At 65.9% G+C, this 20,618-nt stretch carries 25 protein-coding genes, 1 tRNA gene and 2 pseudogenes; 23 read left to right on the top strand and 5 right to left on the bottom strand.

Annotated elements, in window-relative coordinates:
• The first annotated feature begins 25 nt into the window (after positions 1-25).
• From ACZ6SD_RS19085 to ACZ6SD_RS19020, 14 genes are all read left to right on the top strand, one after another.
• Positions 26-775 carry an AAA family ATPase gene (locus tag ACZ6SD_RS19085; protein ID WP_465318338.1) on the top strand — a complete coding sequence of 250 codons (750 nt, stop codon included), beginning with the start codon at positions 26-28 and terminating at the stop codon, positions 773-775.
• Positions 772-1,149: a hypothetical protein gene (locus ACZ6SD_RS19080; RefSeq protein ID WP_465318272.1), complete on the top strand. Its 378-nt coding sequence runs from the start codon at positions 772-774 to the stop codon at positions 1,147-1,149. Before ACZ6SD_RS19085 ends, ACZ6SD_RS19080 begins: the two co-directional genes overlap by 4 nt.
• Positions 1,146-1,343, top strand: coding sequence for a hypothetical protein (locus ACZ6SD_RS19075; protein ID WP_465318271.1), 198 nt, complete (start codon positions 1,146-1,148; stop codon positions 1,341-1,343). The genes ACZ6SD_RS19080 and ACZ6SD_RS19075 overlap by 4 nt, the downstream gene beginning before the upstream one ends.
• On the top strand, positions 1,340-1,723 hold the full coding sequence (locus ACZ6SD_RS19070) for a CHC2 zinc finger domain-containing protein (RefSeq protein WP_465318270.1): 384 nt from the start codon (positions 1,340-1,342) through the stop codon (positions 1,721-1,723). The genes ACZ6SD_RS19075 and ACZ6SD_RS19070 overlap by 4 nt, the downstream gene beginning before the upstream one ends.
• Positions 1,689-2,225 (top strand): toprim domain-containing protein, encoded by a 537-nt coding sequence (locus ACZ6SD_RS19065; protein WP_465318269.1) that lies wholly within the window; start codon positions 1,689-1,691, stop codon positions 2,223-2,225. Before ACZ6SD_RS19070 ends, ACZ6SD_RS19065 begins: the two co-directional genes overlap by 35 nt.
• On the top strand, positions 2,222-2,590 hold the full coding sequence (locus tag ACZ6SD_RS19060) for a hypothetical protein (RefSeq protein ID WP_465318268.1): 369 nt from the start codon (positions 2,222-2,224) through the stop codon (positions 2,588-2,590). The genes ACZ6SD_RS19065 and ACZ6SD_RS19060 overlap by 4 nt, the downstream gene beginning before the upstream one ends.
• Positions 2,590-2,808 carry a hypothetical protein gene (locus ACZ6SD_RS19055; protein WP_465318267.1) on the top strand — a complete coding sequence of 73 codons (219 nt, stop codon included), beginning with the start codon at positions 2,590-2,592 and terminating at the stop codon, positions 2,806-2,808. Before ACZ6SD_RS19060 ends, ACZ6SD_RS19055 begins: the two co-directional genes overlap by 1 nt.
• Positions 2,801-3,979: a hypothetical protein gene (locus ACZ6SD_RS19050; RefSeq protein ID WP_465318266.1), complete on the top strand. Its 1,179-nt coding sequence runs from the start codon at positions 2,801-2,803 to the stop codon at positions 3,977-3,979. The genes ACZ6SD_RS19055 and ACZ6SD_RS19050 overlap by 8 nt, the downstream gene beginning before the upstream one ends.
• Positions 3,976-4,278, top strand: a complete 303-nt coding sequence (locus ACZ6SD_RS19045) for a hypothetical protein (protein WP_465318265.1) — start codon at positions 3,976-3,978, stop codon at positions 4,276-4,278. Before ACZ6SD_RS19050 ends, ACZ6SD_RS19045 begins: the two co-directional genes overlap by 4 nt.
• Positions 4,275-4,619 carry a sigma factor-like helix-turn-helix DNA-binding protein gene (locus ACZ6SD_RS19040; RefSeq protein ID WP_465318264.1) on the top strand — a complete coding sequence of 115 codons (345 nt, stop codon included), beginning with the start codon at positions 4,275-4,277 and terminating at the stop codon, positions 4,617-4,619. The genes ACZ6SD_RS19045 and ACZ6SD_RS19040 overlap by 4 nt, the downstream gene beginning before the upstream one ends.
• Positions 4,620-4,986: 367 nt before the next feature.
• On the top strand, positions 4,987-5,448 hold the full coding sequence (locus tag ACZ6SD_RS19035) for a helix-turn-helix domain-containing protein (RefSeq protein ID WP_465318263.1): 462 nt from the start codon (positions 4,987-4,989) through the stop codon (positions 5,446-5,448).
• A gap of 7 nt (positions 5,449-5,455) precedes the next feature.
• Positions 5,456-6,013 (top strand): ImmA/IrrE family metallo-endopeptidase, encoded by a 558-nt coding sequence (locus tag ACZ6SD_RS19030; protein ID WP_465318262.1) that lies wholly within the window; start codon positions 5,456-5,458, stop codon positions 6,011-6,013.
• Positions 6,014-6,018: 5 nt separating this feature from the next.
• Positions 6,019-7,188 carry an MAB_1171c family putative transporter gene (locus ACZ6SD_RS19025; protein WP_465318261.1) on the top strand — a complete coding sequence of 390 codons (1,170 nt, stop codon included), beginning with the start codon at positions 6,019-6,021 and terminating at the stop codon, positions 7,186-7,188.
• On the top strand, positions 7,169-7,792 hold the full coding sequence (locus tag ACZ6SD_RS19020; protein ID WP_465318260.1) for a phosphatase PAP2 family protein: 624 nt from the start codon (positions 7,169-7,171) through the stop codon (positions 7,790-7,792). The genes ACZ6SD_RS19025 and ACZ6SD_RS19020 overlap by 20 nt, the downstream gene beginning before the upstream one ends.
• Positions 7,793-7,862: 70 nt before the next feature.
• Here ACZ6SD_RS19020 and ACZ6SD_RS19015 read toward each other — a convergent pair whose 3' ends face one another.
• Positions 7,863-9,071 (bottom strand): helix-turn-helix domain-containing protein, encoded by a 1,209-nt coding sequence (locus ACZ6SD_RS19015; RefSeq protein ID WP_465318259.1) that lies wholly within the window; start codon positions 9,069-9,071, stop codon positions 7,863-7,865.
• A 1,305-nt stretch (positions 9,072-10,376) separates the two neighbouring features.
• Here ACZ6SD_RS19015 and ACZ6SD_RS19010 point away from each other — a divergent pair.
• The 5 genes from ACZ6SD_RS19010 (at position 10,377) to ACZ6SD_RS18990 (ending at position 13,358) form a co-directional block, all read left to right on the top strand.
• Positions 10,377-10,865, top strand: coding sequence for a response regulator transcription factor (locus ACZ6SD_RS19010; RefSeq protein WP_465318258.1), 489 nt, complete (start codon positions 10,377-10,379; stop codon positions 10,863-10,865).
• A 97-nt stretch (positions 10,866-10,962) separates the two neighbouring features.
• Entirely contained in the window at positions 10,963-11,445 is a 483-nt protein-coding gene (locus ACZ6SD_RS19005; protein WP_465318257.1) for a helix-turn-helix domain-containing protein, read from the top strand.
• Between the two features lie 182 nt (positions 11,446-11,627).
• Positions 11,628-12,323 (top strand): helix-turn-helix domain-containing protein, encoded by a 696-nt coding sequence (locus tag ACZ6SD_RS19000; RefSeq protein ID WP_465318256.1) that lies wholly within the window; start codon positions 11,628-11,630, stop codon positions 12,321-12,323.
• 43 nt (positions 12,324-12,366) lie between these two features.
• Entirely contained in the window at positions 12,367-12,864 is a 498-nt protein-coding gene (locus ACZ6SD_RS18995; RefSeq protein WP_465318255.1) for a hypothetical protein, read from the top strand.
• Between the two features lie 128 nt (positions 12,865-12,992).
• Positions 12,993-13,358, top strand: a complete 366-nt coding sequence (locus ACZ6SD_RS18990; RefSeq protein ID WP_465318254.1) for a helix-turn-helix domain-containing protein — start codon at positions 12,993-12,995, stop codon at positions 13,356-13,358.
• A gap of 81 nt (positions 13,359-13,439) precedes the next feature.
• Here the strand turns inward: ACZ6SD_RS18990 and ACZ6SD_RS18985 are convergent, their stop codons facing one another.
• Together ACZ6SD_RS18985 and ACZ6SD_RS18980 are read right to left on the bottom strand one after the other, a co-directional pair.
• On the bottom strand, positions 13,440-13,859 hold the full coding sequence (locus ACZ6SD_RS18985; protein ID WP_465318252.1) for an Imm1 family immunity protein: 420 nt from the start codon (positions 13,857-13,859) through the stop codon (positions 13,440-13,442).
• Positions 13,856-14,617 (bottom strand): DddA-like double-stranded DNA deaminase toxin, encoded by a 762-nt coding sequence (locus ACZ6SD_RS18980; protein ID WP_465318251.1) that lies wholly within the window; start codon positions 14,615-14,617, stop codon positions 13,856-13,858. Before ACZ6SD_RS18980 ends, ACZ6SD_RS18985 begins: the two co-directional genes overlap by 4 nt.
• A gap of 613 nt (positions 14,618-15,230) precedes the next feature.
• Between ACZ6SD_RS18980 and ACZ6SD_RS18975 the strand changes: the two genes are divergently transcribed.
• From ACZ6SD_RS18975 to ACZ6SD_RS18965, 3 genes and pseudogenes are all read left to right on the top strand, one after another.
• On the top strand, positions 15,231-16,361 hold the full coding sequence (locus ACZ6SD_RS18975) for a pentapeptide repeat-containing protein (protein ID WP_465318250.1): 1,131 nt from the start codon (positions 15,231-15,233) through the stop codon (positions 16,359-16,361).
• Between the two features lie 109 nt (positions 16,362-16,470).
• Positions 16,471-16,529: transfer RNA gene (locus ACZ6SD_RS18970), tRNA-Arg, on the top strand.
• 361 nt (positions 16,530-16,890) lie between these two features.
• A pseudogene (locus ACZ6SD_RS18965) lies at positions 16,891-17,138 on the top strand (conjugal transfer protein TraC); the annotation flags it as partial.
• A gap of 57 nt (positions 17,139-17,195) precedes the next feature.
• Here the strand turns inward: ACZ6SD_RS18965 and ACZ6SD_RS18960 are convergent.
• Entirely contained in the window at positions 17,196-18,131 is a 936-nt protein-coding gene (locus tag ACZ6SD_RS18960) for an alpha/beta fold hydrolase (RefSeq protein ID WP_465318249.1), read from the bottom strand.
• A gap of 74 nt (positions 18,132-18,205) precedes the next feature.
• On the opposite strand from ACZ6SD_RS18960, the pseudogene ACZ6SD_RS18955 reads away from it, so the two are divergent.
• Positions 18,206-18,340 (top strand): annotated as a pseudogene (locus ACZ6SD_RS18955) (GP88 family protein); the annotation flags it as partial.
• A 703-nt stretch (positions 18,341-19,043) separates the two neighbouring features.
• On the opposite strand, the gene ACZ6SD_RS18950 reads toward ACZ6SD_RS18955, so the two are convergent.
• On the bottom strand, positions 19,044-20,459 hold the full coding sequence (locus tag ACZ6SD_RS18950) for a lysozyme family protein (protein WP_465318248.1): 1,416 nt from the start codon (positions 20,457-20,459) through the stop codon (positions 19,044-19,046).
• Positions 20,460-20,618: the final 159 nt, after the last annotated feature.

Genomic DNA, 20,618 nt, shown 5'->3' with positions numbered 1-20,618 from the left:
GGCGGCATTCCACGCTCTGTACGAGATGGGATGCCGCCCCCGGCACGGGGAGGTCATCATGATCGCTGGGCGAAGCGGCACGCAGAAAAGCGGACTGGCCCTGTTTTGGGTCGCGCAGATGAACCTGCCGACCCTCTACTTCTCCGCGGACATGAGCGCCTTCACCGCATCGTCGCGGCTCGCGTCGATGTTCACGGGCGACACCACGGAGATGGTCGAGGCTGGCATGGCTGCTGGCGGCCGTCACCGCCAGCGCTACCTCGACGCGCTCACTTCCTCGCGCCTGACCTTCAGCTTCGGCTCACCGATCACCTGGCGGGCCGTGGACGAGGAACTGGAGGCGTACGTCGAGCTGTGGGACGCCTACCCGCAGGTGATCGTCTTCGACAACCTCATGGACTTCGAGGGCGCCGAGAGCGATTACACCGAGCAGATGGCGGTGATGAGCTCGGCAACCGAGCTCGCCCGCGCGACGGGGGCGACGGTGATCCTGCTCCATCACGCCAGTGACAAGTCGTGGGAAGCCAAATCGGACCCGTGGTCGCCGCCGTCGCGCGACCAGGTCAAGGGCGGTCTGAGCGAGAAACCCGAGCTGTCGCTGTCGGTGGCGCTGGACCCGACGTCGTCGGCCTACAAGATCGCCGTCATCAAGCAGCGCATGGGTCCCAGCGACCCGACCGCGCGCACGCACGCGACGTTGCTGTGCGAGCCCGGCAAGACCCGTTTCCACGCCTTTTCGGCACACAACCCGGCATTGGCAGGTGTAGCAGTTTGATCGACATCGCGAAGCGCAACGCGCGCAACCGGAGACGGGGCGTGCAGTGGCAGAGCGACCTGCGTAACGGTTTGCGCGAGCACGGCCTCGACGTCGAGCGCCTCGTTCTCACCGGCAAGGAGGACGAGGGGGATCTCGTCGTGCGCGACTTCGCGCACCCTGGGGAGTTCGTCGTCATCGAGGCCAAGGCCGGACAGCTCCACCCGGCCGAGTTCATCCGCCAGGCCCTCGTCGAGGGCGGCCACTTCGCAATGCACCGCGGCTTGGACCGGGCGCGCGTGGCGAGCATCGCGGTCGTCAAGCGCGCGGGAATGAACTGGAAGGACGCCTACGTGCTGACCACGGTGGGCGACTACTTCGGACTGACAAGGTGAGCTGGATCGGCAACCCGTCAGCCCGTGAGACGTTGGCCGTGGCCGCCGACCTGACGTTGGACCCGGACTTCTCGATCCGCGAGATCCACGCGATCGAGGAGTTCCTCGACGCCGAGCCCGTGCCACTCCCGACGCTGGCCGAGCTCAGCGTCGACCGGGCCACCGGCACCGTGCGCGGCCGGAGGCTGGCGTGAGCGAGGACCAGCGCCCCGACTTGGCCGCGGTGCTCGACCACTACGACGTCGACCGCACCGACCGCACCGTCCAGATGGTCAGGTGCCCGCTGCACGAGGACCGCACCCCCTCCTGCTCGGTCCACCTGGAGCGGCACCTGTGGCGCTGCCACTCCTGTGGCAAGGGCGGCGACACATACACGCTGATCATGGAGAAGGAGCACACCGATTTCGTCGGAGCACGAACCCTTGCGGCCTCTCTCGGACTCGCAACGGGAAGCGCTGGAGGAGGCAGTGAGCTCCTATCAGGCAGCGCTTACGGCGGACGCCGCAAGGTGGCTGGTCGGAAGGGGCCTCGGTCGTCAAGTGGCGGCTACGTTCCGGCTTGGCGTCGTCGGTGACCCCCACCCCGGCCACAGCCGGTTCGTCGGCTACCTGGCCATTCCCTATCTCGACCGCAGGGGGAAGCCGCTGACCATCCGGTTCCGCTGTCTTCAGGAACACGATCACCGCGGCCACGGCCACGGCAAGTACATGACCCTGCGCGACGATCCGCCCCGGATGTTCAACGTCCGCGCGGTTCACCAAGCAGGCGACGAGATCCACGTCTGCGAAGGCGAGCTCGACGCATTGGTCCTGTCCCTGCTCGGCCTGCACGCCGTGGCCATTCCCGGCGCGGACATGTGGCTGGCCCGGCACCGCCGGATGCTCGCCGGTTTCTCCCGCATCTGGGTCTGGGGCGACCCGGATGACGCGGGCGCGGAGTTCATCGCGCGTGTCACCCGCGCCCTGCGCTCCGCCAAGGGTGTTCGTCTGACCCTCGGCGACGTCACCGACACCTACCTCGCTGGCGGGCCCCAGGCCCTGCTCAGCCTCGTTCGACCGAAGGAGCTGGTCGCGTGACCCACACCTACGAGGAGCTGGTCCGCATGACCGAGCGGACCCGGCTCATCAACAACACGCTGTCGCTTGTGCGCCACGCACGCATCCGGCAGAACAACCGCGGAAGCCTGCGAGACCACCCGGATGGCAACGGCAGCGCCGTCCTTCGGTGGCAGGCGACCCGGCACAAGAGCGTCGTCGAGCGTCTCAACCGTGTCGGCGAGCTCACCTGGGCGGACATCCTCTTGACGAAGGTCTGGGGGGCGCTCGAACAAGGCGATGTCGAGCGCCTGGCCGCCGAGCTGGAGCAGGTCGCCGCTGTCGCCGTCGCCTGGAGGGAATGCCTGCATACCCGCGGTGTCGCCCCGGTCAGGGTGATCGCCTGATGACCGACACCTTGCCAGGAACACCCGGGCCGACTCTCAAGGGCATCTGGGAGCGACTCGACTCCCCGCAGCAAGAGGCCCTACGTCCTCATCTGGTGGGCGACACCTCGGCGGACTGGCTCAGCGCACTCCTGTTGGAGCACGGGCTGGCCGTGTCCGCCTCCACCATCCGCAGCTACCGACGAACGATTCGTCAGAAGGGGCGTGACCTTGGCTGACAGGCTGACAGAGCAGCTCCTCGCCAAGCCGGTCGGCCCCGCCATCCCCACGAAGGTCCCCGAGCGCGACTTCACCCGCCAAGTCGAGGTCAGCGGTGACGTCGCAGAGGTCACCGTCCGTGGCGACGCCCAGGTCGGTGAGGACGCGGCAGCCGCCTACCTCCGCGCTCAGGGCGAGAACCCCGCGCTGTGGGAGGTGACAGGGTTCCGCAGCTCGGAGTGGACGATGGCCAACGGGGCGACCGGCGTGTCCACCCGCTACACCTTCGCCCGGCGCGGGTCGGGACCCGGCGCGGAGCGTCCGCCGCTCGACGAGCTGTTCGCGCAGATCAGGCAGCACGAACCGGTCGCGCAGAGGGAAGACGGCGATCACGGGTTCATCGTGGCGCTCGGCGACACCCAGTTCGGCAAGATCGACGGTGACGGAGTCGAGGGCACACTGCGGCGCACCATCGCCTACCTCGACCGCGCGGCCGAGCTGCTCGCCGCCTACCGGCAGCGGTTCACCATCGGCCACGTTCACATCGCCTGGCTCGGCGACCACATCGAGGGCTTCGTCTCCCAGGGCGGCGCCAACACCTGGCGCACCCCGCTCACCCTCAATGAGCAGATCCGGCTCACCCGCCGGGTCATGCTCCACGCCCTGGTCGTCTTCGCCGGAAACGCCGAGCGTGTGTCGATGGCCGCGGTGCCTGGCAACCACGGCGAGACCACGCGGTTCGCGGGGAAGGGCGTCACCCGCTTCGACGACAGCCACGACACCGAGTCGCTGATCGCCGTGGCCGACGCCGCCGCGCTCAACCCGCAGGCGTTCGGGCATGTGGAGTTCTACGTCCCGCAGACCGACGAGCTCACCGTCGTCCTGCCGGTCGCCGGGACCGTCGTCGCGCACGCTCACGGCCACCAGTGGCGCCCCGGCAAGCACTTCGACTGGTGGCGAGGACAGGCATTCAACACCGACTCCGCGATGCACCAAGCCGACCTTCTCCTGGCCGGGCACCTGCACCACGAGCAGGTCGACAGCGACGGCAAGCGGTGGTTCATCCAGCCGCCCGCGATGGAGAGCGAATCCACCTGGTGGCGGCACGCCAAGGGCACGACCGGACACCCCGGCCTGGTCGTGGCCATCACCAAGAACGGGATCACCAGCCCACTGGAGGTGGTTCGTTGACAAACCCGATGGACTGGAGCCTCAGCAGCGACCCTGCCGTGCGGAACAGCATCGACGTGGCCGTGCGTAGCCTCACCCGCGACTTCGGCTGGATGACCGAACCCGACGACCTACGTCAGGAAGCGGCCATCCTCGTCGCGTCCCACCCCGCCCAGGTCCGCGCCTACCTGGCCGACCACGAACACCCCGGATACCTGGTCCGCTGGCTCTGGTCGCGCCTGATGGACCAGCTCCGCCCGCAAGCTCGCAAAGCTGGCCGAACCATCTCGATCCAGAGATTGGAGGGCGCCCAGCTATGACCTACACCCCGGAGTTGGTCGAGCGGCTGCTGCCGACCGTCTGGGACCGGACCTGGGCGTGGGGAATGCGGAACCCTTACGCCCCCGACCCAGATATGCCGCGCTCCTCGGGCGTGGTCTCCCACGGCGGAACCTACTGGGCGCACCTGGCCGACATCCGAACCGCGTGGCAGCAGACGCTCCTCACCCGTGAGCTGCGAGTAGCCCTCCTGCTGGCTTACGGGGTCGGTTGGACTCAGGAAGAGATCGCCGCACACGAACACGTGAGTCAGCGAGCGGTCGGCAAGCGGATCGCACGCGGCCTGGAACAGCTCACTGACCGTCTCAACGGATCCCGGTAGCCCGACATCCAAACGTGGAGCCCCTCTTCCTGGTCGGAAGAGGGGCTCCCCTGTTGTCTTCAGGAGCTCGGGCCTGGCTCGATCTTCATATGACCGATAGCCAGACCGAGAGCAACGGAAGCAGGCCGGGTATTGATCGCGTCGGATAAAGATCCATTAATGACAAGCGGCGTAAGGCCGACGGCCCTTTTTGATCAGCCAGGCTTCCTGCCCAAGAGATCGTTTTTTTCACGGTGGTGGAAATCTCCTTCACCCCGGTTGTAAGTCGGCGAGCGAGAGCATACGTTGGACGACGGTCGACTTGTCAACAGCCGTGAAAAAGATCAATTCAGTTTTTCACGGGGGTGAAAAGGGAGGATGCGACGACATGGACGACATGCCCGGCCTTGACCTGCTGTTAAATCGTTTAGTCGAGCGCCACGAGCGGGCTTCCGGCCGCCGACTGACGAACCAGGCGATTGCTGATGCGATCTGCGCCACCGGTGTGGATATCAGTCAGGCGTATGTGTGGCAACTCCGAAATGGTGAACGCGACAACCCTCGTACCCATCACCTACGCGGCCTTGCCGCCTTCTTCGGGGTGCCTGCCGGTTATTTTCTCGACCCGGAAGTCTATGAGGGCATCGAGCGTCAATGGTCAGGCAAACCCGCGCCCAGCCAGCACCAAGTCGACACACACCTTGACGTCGGCGTTCCCGCAGGCGCCTTGCTGCGCAGGGTGGGCATGGCCAACCCGCGACTGTTCGCCCTGCTCGAAGAGTTGATCGCCGAGGTCAACCAGGTCGGCAGCACCGTTGATGCACAACCTGAGCACGAACCAGGGACATGAGAGACCAGTGAAGATCACATACGGCATGCGTTCGCTGTGGGATTCCCTGCGTGCGCGAATGATCGGAAGAGCGCGTCACAAACGTGTTCCAGATCCAGTGCTGACCCGTGCGGCAGTGCGGCGGTTGGTCAGGAGCCTGGACATCCCCGAGCCGTTCAGCATGGACGGGATGCGACGGGTGATCGAGAAGCGGATCGGTTGCAAGATCGCGATCACGCCGTACCCGGACGCCTATGTCGACAAGGCCGCCCGTGTCGGTGAACTGCTGCCCGCCGCGATCTGCTTCCCGGACGTGGACGGCTACCGCATCTTCCACAGAACGGACACGTCCGTGCATCACCAGCGACACTCGGTACTGCATGAACTCGGCCATATCTGTTGCCGCCACCCCATCGCCGAAACTGGGGCCCAGAGGAGCTTCTACTCCGATGCCCGAGAACAGACGGCCGAACTTTTCGCCTATTTGATCGAAAGTCGAATTGGGCCAGTGCGTACCACCCGAACGACCGACTCCGACCCCGAGACGGCATCCATCTTGGATCGTTTCTCAATCCTTGAAGGCTGACACTGATGAGTTTCGCGTTCGGGGCGGTCACCCCCATCGTGGTGGTCACGGTCGCGCTCCTCTACTGGTGGAGGGTGGGACTGTACGGAGGAACCCATAGGCCAGGCGTCCGCGCCATGTGCGCCGCGTTGGCGTTCCTCGACCTGGCGCTGATCGTCTCGACGATCAATCCCGCCCTCGGGGCACTCACCGGTATCCCCACCGCGCCGCAGTACCTGATGCACGTGTGCGTGCTGATAGCCGCGGCCTGGCTGGCGAAGTTCGTGATCTGGCTCAGCCACCCGCCCGACGTCGCCCGACGACAGATCGGCCGCAGGGCGCCGCTGCTCGTGGTCGCCCTGGTCACGCTCACGGCCTGCGCCATCCTCGGCCCTCTGACCGCGGGGATACCCGACATCGCCTCGGACCACGGCGGCCGTCCCTGGGTGCTGGCCTACCTCGCCGTCTACACGGCCTACCTCGGCTTGGCCCTGTTCGACGTCGCCTGGATGTCCCGCTACGCCCGACTCGTTCCACGTCGATGGCTACGCGCCGGTCTTCGCCTGCTCGGCCTGGGCGCGGGCGTCGGCGTCCTCTACACCATCGAGCGCGTGGCCTCCGCCACCGCGCACGCGGCAGGGCTCGGGTGGCCCTGGCGTGGCGAAGTGAGCGCGGTCATCGTCATCGTCTCCATCGCCCTGCTCATGGCCGGGGTCCTGGTTCCCCCCATCGGCACCCGCTGGGACGCCTACCGAGCCCGTCGCGACCTGCTGCCCCTCTGGCGCCTGATGACTGCGGTCGCGCCCGAGCTGGTCTTCGACGGCCACCGAAACCTGCGGGCGCTGGTCACCGAGATCCGCGACATCTCCATCGGACCCCTACGCCCCTACCTCGACCCCCGCGTCGACCACCACGCCCGCGCGATGGCCGAAGCCGAGCACACCTCCCCGACCGAGGCCCACGCCATAGGCCAGGCCGCCGCCATCGTCGTGGCCATGCGCGCCTTCCACCGCGGACGACCACCGATGGTCACCGGCCCTCCGCTCGTTATCGGCATCCCCGACCAGAACGGCCGCCCGGCCGAAGCCGCCGAAGCAGACGAAGTCGACGCCTTGGTCCGCATCGCCAAGGCCCTGCCCAACCCGATCGTCTCCCACGTCGCGAAGGAACTCGACTATGTCGACAACCGCGCCTGACTCCATCCCGCACGCCCAGCAGCGACGCCTCGCGCGATGGACCACCGAACTTCTCGCCCCTTGGGTATGGGTCCTGGGCCTTCCCCTGGCAGTCGCATGGAGCGTCACCCACCGACTAGGCCCGACCCTCCTCTGGGGGCTGATCGTCGGCGTCACGGGCTCGGTCATCCCGATGGTCGTCATCGTGCGCGGCGCCCGACGCGGAGCCTGGGACAGCCACCACGTGAACAACCGAGAAGGACGCGTCGTCCCCTTCGCCGCCTGCGTCAGCTCCCTGGCCATCGGCTGGGTCGCGCTGGCACTGGGCGACGCCCCAAGCCAGATGATCGCGCTGACCACCGCCATGTTCGCCACCCTCGTCGTCGCCGTGGTGGTCACCTTCACCGCCCACTGGAAGGTGTCGATGCACGCGGCCGTCGCCGCCGGGGCAACGATCATCCTGATAATCGCCTACCACCCGATGATCGCCATCGCCCTCGGCCCCGCCGTGCTCCTGGTCGGCTGGTCCCGCGTCGAGCTCCGCGACCACACCACCGCCCAAGTCCTTATCGGCGCCATCCTCGGCGTTCTCGTCGGCGGAGGTCTCTACTGGGCCCTCGCGTAACCCCGTCGAGCTACAACCGCGGCCGGAAGGTCACCCAACCGCGGACGCTGAGGACGAGAGCAACGTCCCTCTATCGTCTTGGTCGCGGACTCAACGCCGGGTTCGGGCCGAGCCAAGCCTCAAAGTTCGCCACAGTGTCGGACGTCCGCCTCTCCAGCTCGGCGATACCACGCAACGTATCCCGCACCATCGGATGTAGGCGGGTTTGTTGAGGGGCCAACCTGCGCGCCCGGTTCAAGGCATCAAGTGCCTTTCTTCCGTCTCCGATAAGCAGGCAAGCGCGGGCCGTGTCCTGCCAATGGTGTCCGGCTCGGGGAGGTGCCACTGACTTCGGCAATCGCAAGGCGAAGCCTTCTCGCGCCGCTACCCCAGGGTCCCCTGCTTCCAGTTCCACAGCTACAGAGTGGATGCCGACGTTCGCTTGTCCGAATAGCGTCCCGTAGGCGTCCGACTCCCCGTTGACGTGGGCGGCCACCTTCCGGGCCTCCGCAAGGTGTTTCCGCGCCACATCAGCATTCCGAGACCGCGCCGCCACAATCGCCCCGGTGAGGTGGCCGTAGCCCCGTACCGCAAGCGCGCTCTCGTCGCTTCCCTCAATGTGGTCCAACCCCTGCTCGATCAACGAGAGGCCCACCTCGAAGCTGTCGTGGTACATCAATATGCGAGCCCGTTTAACCAGCCCTTGGGCTACGTACAACGGGTCATCCGCGTGCATGGCGAACTCATCCAAGCGGTCCAACGCTGATGTAGTGAGCTGCATATAGCCGAACCGGCGCGCGATCCGCTCCGCGGTCACATATGCGCTAGCCAACAATGTGTGAACCGCGCCACGTTGTTCATCGGTCGCCGCCAGATGGAGCGCACCGTGTAGCTGACGAATGAGCGTCGGAAGGTGGGCCAGCGCTTGCCGTCCTCGGTCGTTCCGGTAGCGTAGATTTATAGCTTCGAGCGAATCTCGCAACTCTTCAAGCGACGGCGGCTCGATTGGCCGGACATGGCGCCCTTCTGCGAGAACCGCACGAAGATCGCTTATCCCATCAAGGCCGCCCTCTATTTCGATCACGTCGAGATACGGCGTACCGGTTAGTTCATCCACGGCCTTGCCGAGCGCTCGACCAACAGCCGACAAGAACCCAGGAGAAGCGGGCTCTACGCCTCGCTCGACTTTGCGGATCATCGAAACGGAATAGCCGGATTCACGCGCAAGGCGATCTTGTGTCCAACCCCTGAGCTTGCGTGACGTCGCAACACGCGTACCGGGGTGGTCGTAGTTCGTCACATGTCCTCCTCCCGGTCGACCTGTGCCCTCTCTTGACAGCGTACCCGGTAGTCCCATCACCCGAACGGACTGTCAGTTCACTGTCACTCAAGGTTCACACTCCTGCCTACCGTCTGTTTCAGCAGGTCAAGAGATCGCGATGGGACAGGACTCCCCTCGTCACGGAGGAACGGACAACATGGGTACGCGAGCAGCGGTGGAGTGTGTGACACGTGGGCCGCGGTGCCAGCTTCGGGCGGGGGCGGTCCGGTGATCGCCTGGTGGGCACTGCTGGGCGCCCTGCTTGGTGGTGCGGTCTTGTTGGAGCTATGGCTCGCGCGTGCTGAGCGGCGGGAGCTGGCGCGTATGGCGGCCGAGCGAGTGAAGGCCGAGCGCGAGCGAGCGGCGGCCGAGACGCGGACCGTCGCCCAGCGGGTAGAGGCCGAGAGGCGGGCTGCTGAGCAGCGCGACACTGTGGTGATACCGCCTGTAGATATCGCTGTGATACCGCCCGTTGATCTTGCCGTGTTGGGCCGGGGGCGCTCATGACTGCCGAGGTCGAGACGACACTGGATATAGATTACTGGCTTAATGAGTTGCGAGTCAGGGGCTTTACCGTCCACATATTCGGACAGAACTGTGCGCCGGAAGCGTTCGGCGCTGTATTCGAGTGCCCGACTGTGTATGACGTAGTGATTCTCCGGAGTGAGGACACGGGCTTTGCTTACCGCACACCGCGCGTTGAGGGAGTGGACCCGTTTCACCCGACACATGTGTTGGAAGCATACGGCCCGAAGCCTGCTGCGCACGCTTTGCGCTGGGTTGTCACGCTCGATCCCCCTGGGGGCACGTTGCCGTCGCTGCACAAGGTCGACCCGGCTTATGTGGTGAACAATCTTCGGCCGAGAAGGATCTTTGCCCCGAGGCGGCGGCCGGGAGACTCCCACAGTCACAGGTTGTCAGGACAGCTTGACGACTCGTGACCGAGGGATAAGGACCTGCCGGGGCCGTCGTCCGACCTCCCCATGGGCGGCCTGGTAGGTCCAAATCCTCTTTGTGTCTTCAGTCCATGACTCAGTCTGGAGACCGTAGGAGGATGGCACTGCCAAATCGCTGATCCCCCAAGCGAGCGACCCGGCAGTGCCGAGACTGGCGCTCTTCGTCGGACCAAACGTCAGGGTGGGGACCGACGAAGAGCGCCAGGCCAGCTTTTTCTATGCCTCCCTGCGACCCGTTGTCGCGCCCAACGGCGCGCGCGGGAGGTGAGCCTGTCGGGCCGCCAGCGCCCCCGAGGCACTGTGGGCGGCCCGACAGGCGTTCTACCCGATGAATGGCGACTTATTAATCGAGAGGATGGTTGTGGCCCACGGCGAAGCCACCCCAGACCCATATCCGGACGCAGACGCGGAGGACAAGGGCCTATCTGCGGATGCGAGGCGGGCGGACCGGGCTGCGATTGTGAACCACACAGTGCGTTTGCTGTCCTATTTGGAGGGTGTGGGTGGCGGCGGCGTTGTCTTGCTCGTGTTGAGTCCGCCCACCAAACGGCAAGTTGACGTGCTACGGCTCATGGCCCAGGGGTTACCCAACCCGGAGATCGGCGCGGTTTTGGGGATCACGCCGCTGACAGTAAAGGCCCTCGCTCAGCGGCTCTTCGCGCAGCTCGGTGCGGAGAATCGGGCGCACGCGGTTCTGTTAGCCTGCCGCGCTGGTTTGCTGCCCGAGTACCACCCGGGTAGCAGTTTCTCACTGAGGTCCCCTCGCGCGCTTGGCAAGAAATGGGGTCCGGAAAGTTTTACAGGGGAGAATACCTGATGGTCGCCGGGTGTGGCGTCATCGCAATTAGCACGACGTCCGCGGCTCTGTGGGGAATCTATGAGTTCATCTCTGCTGTGGTATAGGAGGATGACCAATGTCTGAGGGCCTGCCCAGGCTGCCCAAAGCCGCGCGTCTCAAGCTCACGCCGAGTTTGCTGAACCAGATGCGGGCGCGATATGAGAACGGTCAAACGATCACCGACATCGCGAACGAAATGGGCAGGAGTTATGGTTGGGCGCGTAGTACGCTTCTGGCCGCCGGGGTGGTCCTGCGTCCCATGGGAAACAGGGTCCGTCGAGGTGGTGTGGCGGCAAAGAGGAAGACGAAGACAACGACGCCGTCCAAACGTGAACTGAGAGCAGAAGGTCGTCTTGCGGAGAATCGTGCGCTGGCTGAGCTGATCGTGGCGGTATACCTACGGCCCGGGGCGACGCTCACAGACGCTGGCAAGGCGGCAGGGGTGAATCCCAAACGTGCTCGTGAGGTCCTGGTTCAGGCTGGCATCCGGATCAAATCCCGGGGACATGGCGGTCCTGCGGGCGAGGCTCGCCGGATGATGCGCGGGGCGTCTCTTTAGCTAGGCGACGCGGTCGGAGATCCGACCGAGCGGCCCGATTGGGAATGAACGCGCTCGTGAGGTGAGGCAGATATGGGCCGAAAAAAGGTGCTGAGGTTTGTCAGAGACACGACCTACGCTGTCTCGGTTGCCATCGTGGCCGGCGCGGCTCAGAAGCTCGTCATGACCACAGGCACCGGGGTATGGGCGGTTGTGCTGTCGTGGGTCGTGTGGGGCGCGATCGTGTTCGCAGCCGCGGTGTGGGGCGACAGACTGATGGGCCTTATAGGGAGTTGTTTCTCTATTGTGGTCCATCAAATCAAATGGCTCAGAGGAAAGAAGACATCTACCGGCAAGAAAGGCGAGTCGTCATGTTAGCTTCGGATTCGGACTCACACAGCGGAGAGCAGGACACCTATCCCGGTAGCCCGCTGGCCGTGGCGATCGGGGCGACCTTGCTCAAGTACCGGAAAAAACGTGGCCTGTACCGGCGCCAGGTGGTCGCGCGAGTGCGTAGCGAAATATCCGTGCCCACTCTGAGTACGTATGAGAACGGAAAGCGTAGATGCACGTTGGACCGGCTCACAGACCTGTGCGAGGTGCTGGATGTGCCTCTGGCCGTGTTCGTCGGCGAGATCGCCCGGCGCTTGGGCGCGCTCGACCCGCGCGTGCCCGGCGAGGTGTGGGTGTGCCCCGCCGCGATCATTGAGGATGACCGCCCCGAGCTGGCCCCGCTGCGCGGGTGGGCTCGCAGCGTCGTGCGCCACACCCCACCCCGCCCGGCGGTCCGCATCGCCTCCGCGGGCATCGGCCCACTCGCCCGGTTATGTGGCGTCCCCGAGCACGACATGCGTGACTGGCTCACGCTGTTCTCGCCCGCGCGCTTCCACGCGTCCTGAGCGTGGGCAAAAATTGGGCGACGATATTCGATGGAAGAAACGCATGAAAACCAAAGCGCAAGAGCGGGATCGGCGCGCGCTGATAGAAAAGCTGCTCGCGGACTTCAAGCCCGGAGTCACACAGATCGGAAACCTGGCGGAACAATTCGGGCTCATACGGACACATACGCGTCGACTCCTGCATGAAGGGGGCCTTGTCGCCCCGGAGTGGCCGGCGTGTATCGGCCTGCCCGAGGACGCATTGGCCGTCGAGTTCGTGAAAAGATACCTCCACGGCGTGAGCATGGAACAGATGGCATTCAACACGGGTGTGTCGATGCTGAGGATCAAGAGCATCCTGGTTTCCGCGGGAATCGTCTTTCCGAGACGCGTCAGCATGATTCCGGTGAACGCCGCAGCACTGCGAGACGCGTATGTCTCGAATCCGCAGACGAGCCTACGCAGCCTGGCCAAGCAGCACGGGGTGTCCCCATCGGCCGTGCGTAGGGCGTTGCTCTCCGAAGGGGTGCAATTGAGGCCGATGGGAGGCCAGCCTCGGTGAACGAACCCCTACCTATCGCTCTCCGGGAACAGTCCTCGGTGAACGAACTCCTACCTGTCGCTCTCGGGGAACAGTTGCGGCGTGCCCGTACCGCGATGGGCTGGACACGGTCGGCGATGGTCAGGGCAATGAACCACTCGATTCAGGACCAGACGCTGGCCACATACGAACTGGGCGTGCGGAACTGCACGGTGGTTCGATTCGTGGACATGTGCGGCACTTTGAATGCCTCGCCACCGGAACTGCTCACCCTGGCGATGCAGGACGCCAAGGTGGGTTTGCGCAACCTTGTAATGTTAATCGACCTGCGGCGCATAATCGAGGATAAGCAGCCTGATCTGCGTTGGCTGCGTCGGTGGGCTCGAAATCGACTCGCGAACGATGCCGAAACGGTGATCGTCTCGGTAGACCCGGCGGTCGTGGTGGACCTGGCCGCATTCTGCGGGCTCTCCGCGGACGAGATGAGCCAACATTTGGCGCAATTCGCGCCTTGACACGAGAGCGTGGCCCCGGCCCCGTGCAGATCACCATCCGTACGGGGCCTCCCGGTGCGTGTAAACGCCTTCCGGTCTGACTTACTCTTCTTCTTTCCACTCCACAGAGGCCGGTCGCCTACCGCCGTTGGTGAAATACTCACGCAAGGCTTGGCGCACGGCGTCGATGGGGAGTAGGGCCGAGTCCGGCATTTCGATATCGCCGTTCATATACGAGTAGGTGGTGGCCGCTTCGTTGCCAGGGTCGGGGCCGAGGGTGTACCAGACTCCAGGCCAGTCCGATCCGGAGTAGTACAGGGCCGCACGGCCGTCTTCGGTGAAGCCTGCGGCGAATATCGGTGTCTCGTCGTCATCCCTGAGCAGTTGAACAGCGATCGGGCAGCCGTAGGTATTCGTCAATTCCCGCCATTTATCGACAAGCGCGTCCAGTTCGTCAAGCGCTCGCACAGGAACGCCTGCCTCGGCATGCTCCGTCTCGTAGTACGCCGAAAAAGTGGTCATACTGGATGTCCCGCTCCTCGATAGACCTTGTGGTACCCATGCGAACCATATACCGTCATTGTATACCCGGCAGGCAGAATGGCGGGAACCAGGGCATCGCATGAAAACCTGCCCACACACGGCACGTTATTAATGACAAGGGTCGCCGACCGGATTTTGTTCTTCCGCATGTGCGCCGCCAGCTTCATCTCGACGTCGGAAGCCCCGGTAGGAATCTTATTCGGGGAAGTTTCTTGGAAGTACTCGATCGCATCGCGGTACTTATCGTCCTTGCCGCTGACCTCAGCATGGGTGTTGCCGTCCGGGTCGATCCACCTGCCATGAGTTTTGGGCTCGGGCGTGCCACGTGGTCGCTGAGTTCGCGGAACCACATCGGGCGGTAGTTCACGCCTGAGTTGGTCGATGCGCTCCGGAGACACGGCGGGCGGGGGTGCTGACGGCCCATTGCGGGTCGGTTCCCCGCGTGCGGGTACCGGAGGTTTGGTGGCGGGTGCGATGACCCCTTGGCGGGCGATGGCGGCCCCGATCGACTCTTCGGCCGCGGTCAGGGCCTGATACAGCTCGACCACCCCCTGGCGGGCATGGGCGAGCGGGCCTGCGACCTGTCGATGGGTCGCGGTGCCGTGGAGCAAGACATCCACGCCCTGGCGCACTTCATCGAGCGGGGTCAGCACTGCTGCGATCACGCCAGCCTTGAGCGCGTTGAGCCTGGACAACTCGCCACTGAGCCGAGCGGTCAGGTCCTCGATGGAGGCCACGCGACGAGGCTACGGCGAGGGGGCGACACCCTCGACAACGCAAAATGGCCGCTCCTGGGAGTGGCCTCGTACGAGTGAGGGGAAGCAACTGCGCGATGCTGTCGTCGTGACGAACGCGGAGGCATCTTCCACCCGGCCCTCGTTAGCGCGTGCACGAGCGGCGAGGTGGTGGGCGGCGATGACAGGTCGGCGGGGTCTGGGTGTGCTGGCTTGGGGCCTGGGCGTTGCTGGTGCGGTGACCGGGGTGTGGGCGGCACGGTCGTGGTGGGCGTCTGTGTGGGGATGGCTTGGCCGCTGGTGGCCTGTCCCGGTGGCCGTGGGTCTGCTCGCAGCCGCGGGTGCGGTGGGGACAGCACGGTCGCGCCGCGCGCCCGTCGAGGCGCCGTCCGACGAACCTCCGGTGATGCGGGCGCTCTCGCCGCGGGCGATCACTCTCGGCGCGTTGGTGTTGCTCGGCGTCGGGATCACCGCTGCGGTGGTCTTGTTGACGAACTTCTCCGGAACTACCCCGGCCGACCGGTTGGACGCGATCCGGACGTCGGCGACGTTGGTGGTGGGCACTGGTGGGGCGGCGGCGTTGTGGTTGGCCGCGCGCAGGCAGCGTTCGGCGGAGTTGACCCTCGCTCATCAGCAGAAGGTCGCCGCCGACACCGTTCACGACGCGAACGAGCGCCGATTGACCGAGCTCTACGTCAAGGCAGTTGAACAACTGGGCTCGGACAAAGCTGCGGTACGCCACGGCGGGCTGTACGCGCTGGAGCGGGTGGCGCAGCAAAATCCGGACCAGCGGCAGACGGTGGTGGACGTGATCTGCGCCTATCTTCGCGGCCCCTACACCCCACCCACCGACAAACCAGGTGCCCGCCGGTTGGGTGTGACCCGTCCTCTGATGCGTTCGTCTCCTGTTCGCGCCGCCGCGTCCGAGATTCGCCGAGTGTCTCCCGTCCCTGAGTTAAGCCAAGGTGATGAGGATCGACGTCATGAGCGCGAAGTCAGGCTGACCGCCCAACGCATCCTCGCTCGTCACCTACGCCCCGGTCCCGACCCGAACCGCCCGGCTGACACTTTCTGGCCCGACATCGACCTCGACCTCACCGGAGCCACCCTCACCAACGCTGACTTCAATGATTGCCGCATCCGGTCCGCCAACTTTGGCAAGGCGAAGTTCTTCGGCTTTACCGGGTTCGACGGGGCGAGCTTCGACAAAGCCGACTTCGACGAGGCGAGCTTCGACGGGGCCGCCAGGTTCGCCGGGGCGAGTTTCGACGAAGCCTACTTCGGCGAGGCGAGCTTCGACGGGGCCGCCTGGTTCGCCGGGGCGAGGTTCGGCAGGCAAGCCTGGTTCGCCGGGGCGAGGTTCGGCGAGGGAGCCTGGTTCGCCGGGGCGAGGTTCGGCGAGGGAGCCTGGTTCGCCGGGGCGAGGTTCGCCGGGGAAGCCCGGTTCAGCGAGGCGAGTTTCGGCGGGAAAACCCGGTTCAGCGAGGCGAGTTTCGGCGGGGACGTCTGGTTCAGCGAGGCGAGTTTCGGCGGGGACGTCTGGTTCAGCAAGGCGAGCTTCGGCGGTGTCGCGCAGTTCGCGCAAGCGAGCTTCTCAGGACCCACCGGATTCGACAAAGTGAGCTTCGCCGGGGATGTTTCGATGGTTGACGTCCAGTTCGACGACGGTGTTCCCCCTGAACTGCTGCCCTACATGGAACCTCCAGTCGACCCGGACGAGAGTCACCCAGAGTCACACCCAGGATGATCGAGGCCGTACGGAGCCGAGAACCACCCTCGGTCGTTCGTTCCGGCCTGTCGTCCGTTGTACCGATGGTGTGCCAATGAGTGATCGACTGACCCTGTTTCGGCTGGTCAGAGCAGGTGGCAGCACCGCCCTCCGGAGGCGGGAGCGCAGGTTCGAATCCTGCCAGGGGCACAGCGCAGACAGTCCCGCCGTGGAGATCATCCATCTCCGCGGCGGGACTTTTCTGTGTCGGATGCCGATCGTCTCCCGTGTCGTACGTACGGAAGACGGCCTTGGTGGTGGTTTCGGTCTCGGTGATCGAGCAGGCACACGGCGAGAAAGAGCGCCTGCTCGATCCGCATGTCGAAGCGGCCATCGGGGACGTCTACGACCTGTCCGCAGGGGTCGCCGCGGTGAAGGCAAGCTTCGACATCGGCAGCCGGGGGCTCGTGCGCCATGACCGGTTCGCGCTCGACAACCACAACAGCCTGATCTTTGGCCGCTCCGACCCATCCACACCCGTCCTGACGGGCTCCGCACCGCACCCAGCGACCACTTCGCTGGCGTCGAGCTGGCGGCGCGGCTGCGCCCGTACGTCACCGGCGCGTTCTCCGGGCTGTTCTCGACTCGCCCCGGAGGGCGCCTGGTGGTGTTCTCGCTGCGGGATCTCGCCGACGAGCTCAAACCGATCGACGCGCTGCTCACCCTCGACGCGGTCTGGCGGCAGGTCTCCACCCCGTCATCGGCAAACCCCGGCTGGTCGTAGTCGACGAGGCGTGGTTGCTGATGAAGGAGCCTGCCAAGGTCTGCTGAGCCAGACCACCGAGAAAGTTGCTGTTGGTGGGTATAGGACTGCTAGAAACACACAGAAGCGAGGTGTGCGAGGAGTAGAGAGGTCGTGGTCTCGGCGGCTTGTTCAGGGATGTTGTGCTCGATCCCCTCAAGGTTCTCCAGCCGGTACGGTCCGGTAACCCAGTTCTTCGTCGCTTGTATGCCCGAAGGTGCGACCATAGGGTCTTTCGTGCTCGCGATGAAGAGTGTTGGTACCGCAACTCGCTGTTCATAGCCAACAAAATCGTTGGCCCTGTACCAGTTCAGCGCGGCGGTCAGGGCGCCCGGTTGGGAAAGCCGCCGGAAGTACTCCGCACATTTCTCCGGCGCAACGCCTGGCAGCTTAGGCGGTCCCGATCCGAGAATCGTGTTCTCGGGGATCGGGGCGGGTTGTCGGAAGAACTCCATGTACTTGGACGCCTCCTGCTGCGCGGGATCGGTCCGCAGCGCCTCGGCGAAGGCGCCGAGATGTGGCACGGAAACAGCGGTCAGCGAGCGCACCCGGCGTGCGTACTTCGCAGCGGCGATCCAGGCCACCGCGGCGCCCCAGTCGTGCCCGACCAGGTCGAACCTGCGCCAGCCAAGAGCGTCAGCCATCGCCCGAACGTCCCCAACGGCATAGTCCAAGTGGTATTTCTCGATCCCGGTAGGCCGTACGCCCGGCGAGTAGCCCCGCTGGTCAGGCGCCACCGCCCGGTATCCGGCAGCAGCCAGAGCGCGCAACTGATGGTCCCACTCAATGCCGAACTCGGGAAAGCCATGCAACAACAACACTTTCCGGCCATGTCGCGGCCCTGCGGCGACAGCGTCGAAGGTGCCAACGGCAGTAGGGATTCGCAGCGGCGCAATCCGCGGCGGCTCGGCAGCCCATGCCGTGCCCGCTATACCGAGAGACGCCACACCAACGGCAGCCGTGGCACTCATCTTGATGAAACCACGGCGAGAATGAGAAATCGGCATGCGGCCAGCCTGTCAGCCGACCACGATGAAGACCATCGGGGCCGCCCCCGTCATCCCACTGGGGCCAGCCCTACCAAGAGGTGACGCGGTTCCGGGCGCTTGTCGAGCCGGACCCGCTGCCGAACTTCTTGTGGGTCTACTCGTATGTCGGGACACAGGATGCCGCCCTGAATCCCGCCGTCGGCCGGGTCTGTTTCCCCACCGTGGCAGATGACCAGCTCGGCGTGGCTGGCCATTTCGCTGCCGGGGACGATCGTGACGTCGCCTGCGGTGGGAGGGTCGCGAGCCTCGGTGCGCGGCCGACGGTGAACACCGCGGTCACGGGAAGCTGGCTGAGGGCTTCAATCACGGTGGCGGCGACCAGTCGGGGCAGGTGCTGTCGAGGGTGGCGGTAGGGGACCAGGGCGACTTCGGTGGAGAAGCGCGCCGCCGCTTTCGTACTCGCCCGCGACGAGAGGTTCTGCCACGTTCAGCGAACGTGACCATGCTCGCGAAGGTCAGCAGTCAGCGAACCGGTCGTAGCACGTCCAGGGGGGCGCAGGTGAGTGCCAAGTGCCGCGTGGCCAGAAGGAGCCCGAGGATCGACAGGTCGACAGGGAGGGCGATCAGCGACGCAACCCACGCGGGTACACCGAGGTGAAGGGCGAGGTGAGCACGTTGCCGAAACCGTACAGGGACCGTGCCCATGATCGCGTTGATGACCCGGATGATGGCCGCAGGCTCGGTCGGTGACTGAGGTGCAGAGCTGTCTCGTAGGTGGCCTTTAGGCGTCACCACCGGGGACGGCGACCTGGAAGCTGCCCTCGATCACCAGCATGCCGACGGAAACCGCTGGGACTCTTCCGGTTTCGGAACCGGGTGGCCGCCGGATTCGCTACCTCACGACCCCTGCTTGGTTCGTGGGGTCGGCGTTCAGTGCGGGTCGTAAAGGGCGGGTGGGAGGTGGGCGGAGATCGAGCCGAGGGCGTTGTGGGCGGCCGGTTCGGGGGCGGGGGCTTCGACGGGGCGGGTCATGGGGCCATGGTGCTCGGCGGGTTTGGTGGGGCGTGTGGCCTGGTGGTTGACCGGCTGGCCGGTAGCGGGGTGGGTGAGCAGCTGCTCAGTGGTGGGCCGGTCGGGTGTTGGCTGTGACTGTGGTCGGGTGGGGTGCTGGACGGCTGGTTGGTCGGGGGTGGGGCGAGTAGCTGATTGGTCGGCGGGTGGCTGAGCGGTCGGCTGTTCAGCGGTGGACGGCGCAGTGGGCTGTTGTGTGGCTGTCTGCTGTTCGGTGGTGGGCGGTGCGGTTGTTGGCTGGGCGGCCAATGGCTGCGTCGCGGTTGGGGGTGGGGTGGGTTCGGGCTGTACGACGGGGTGTGGTTCGGGCTGAGGGGTGGGGCTGGGGGTGGGTTGGGTGCTGGGGCTCGGCTGGGTGGGGGGAGTCGGAGTGGGCGGGGTTGGGGTGGGGGCGGGTTGGGTTGGGGGTGTGGGGGTGGGAGTTGGCTCAGTGACCGGGGTGGGTTGGGGGGCCACGTCGGGTGTGGTGGGTTTGGGGGCGGGGATCGGCTCGGGGAGGGGGTAGGGGTCTGGGGGGTCAGAGCGTGGGGGTGCGGAGGACTGGTGTTGTGGCTCGGTGGGGGGCGTGAGTGAGGCGTAGGTGAGCATCCATGTGGTCACCGTGGTCGACCACTGGGGTGTGGGGTTGTAGCGGGCTAGGGCGGCTTGCAGGTCCTGCGGGTGGGGCAGCCGGGTGTTTCCGGAGCACAGGTAGTGGCCCGCGGTGAGGGCGGCGTCGTAGATGTTGTGGGGGTTGGCTTTTCCGTCGCCGTTGGCGTCTTGGTGGTGGGTGGTCCACACGGTGGGGGTGAGGTGGAGGGGGCCGACGGCGCGGTCCCAGACGTCGTCGGCGTCTAGGGCGCCTGCGTCGGTGTCGGGGACGGGGGGGATGCCGGGGCTGCCGGTCAGGACCGGGCCGTAGAGGGGGGTGAGGGTGTCGCCGGTGGGGTCGACTTGGCCGTTGTGGGCGTGTCCGGAGTTGACCTGGGCGATGGCGGCCAAGTGGTGCCAGCGCAGGCCGCAGTCGGGGTGGGTGGTGGCCAGGCGGGTTTCGGCCTGGCGGTAGGCGACGAGCAGGGCGGGCGGGATGGCGCCGCCGTTGGTGAACGGGCCGGTCAGGGTGGGGGGCTCGGGCACGGCGAGTTGGACGACGGTTCCGGGGAGACCGCCGGAAAACCCCGCGCGGTCGGCGGCCGACGGGACCTGGAGGACCGGCTTGCCGATGCGCGCCGTCCGCGTCTCCGGGTGGGCCAGGGCGACGCCGAAGAACAGGGCCACGAGAACCAGGGCCGTCACCGGACGCACCCGGCGCACCGGAAAAGGGACCCGCGCGCGGCCGCGCGCGGAAAGGGCGCGGTGAACCTGCTCGACGCTTCCGCTGAGCACGCGGTGGAGCTGCCGGGGGTGCATGAGAAGCGGTTGCCGGGGGAGACCGGGCGCGGGGCGGTGTGATCT

This window comes from Actinokineospora sp. NPDC051303 (assembly GCF_055586285.1).
Note: the sequence above shows the minus strand (reverse complement) of the source record. Positions and strands in the feature narration are given on the sequence as shown.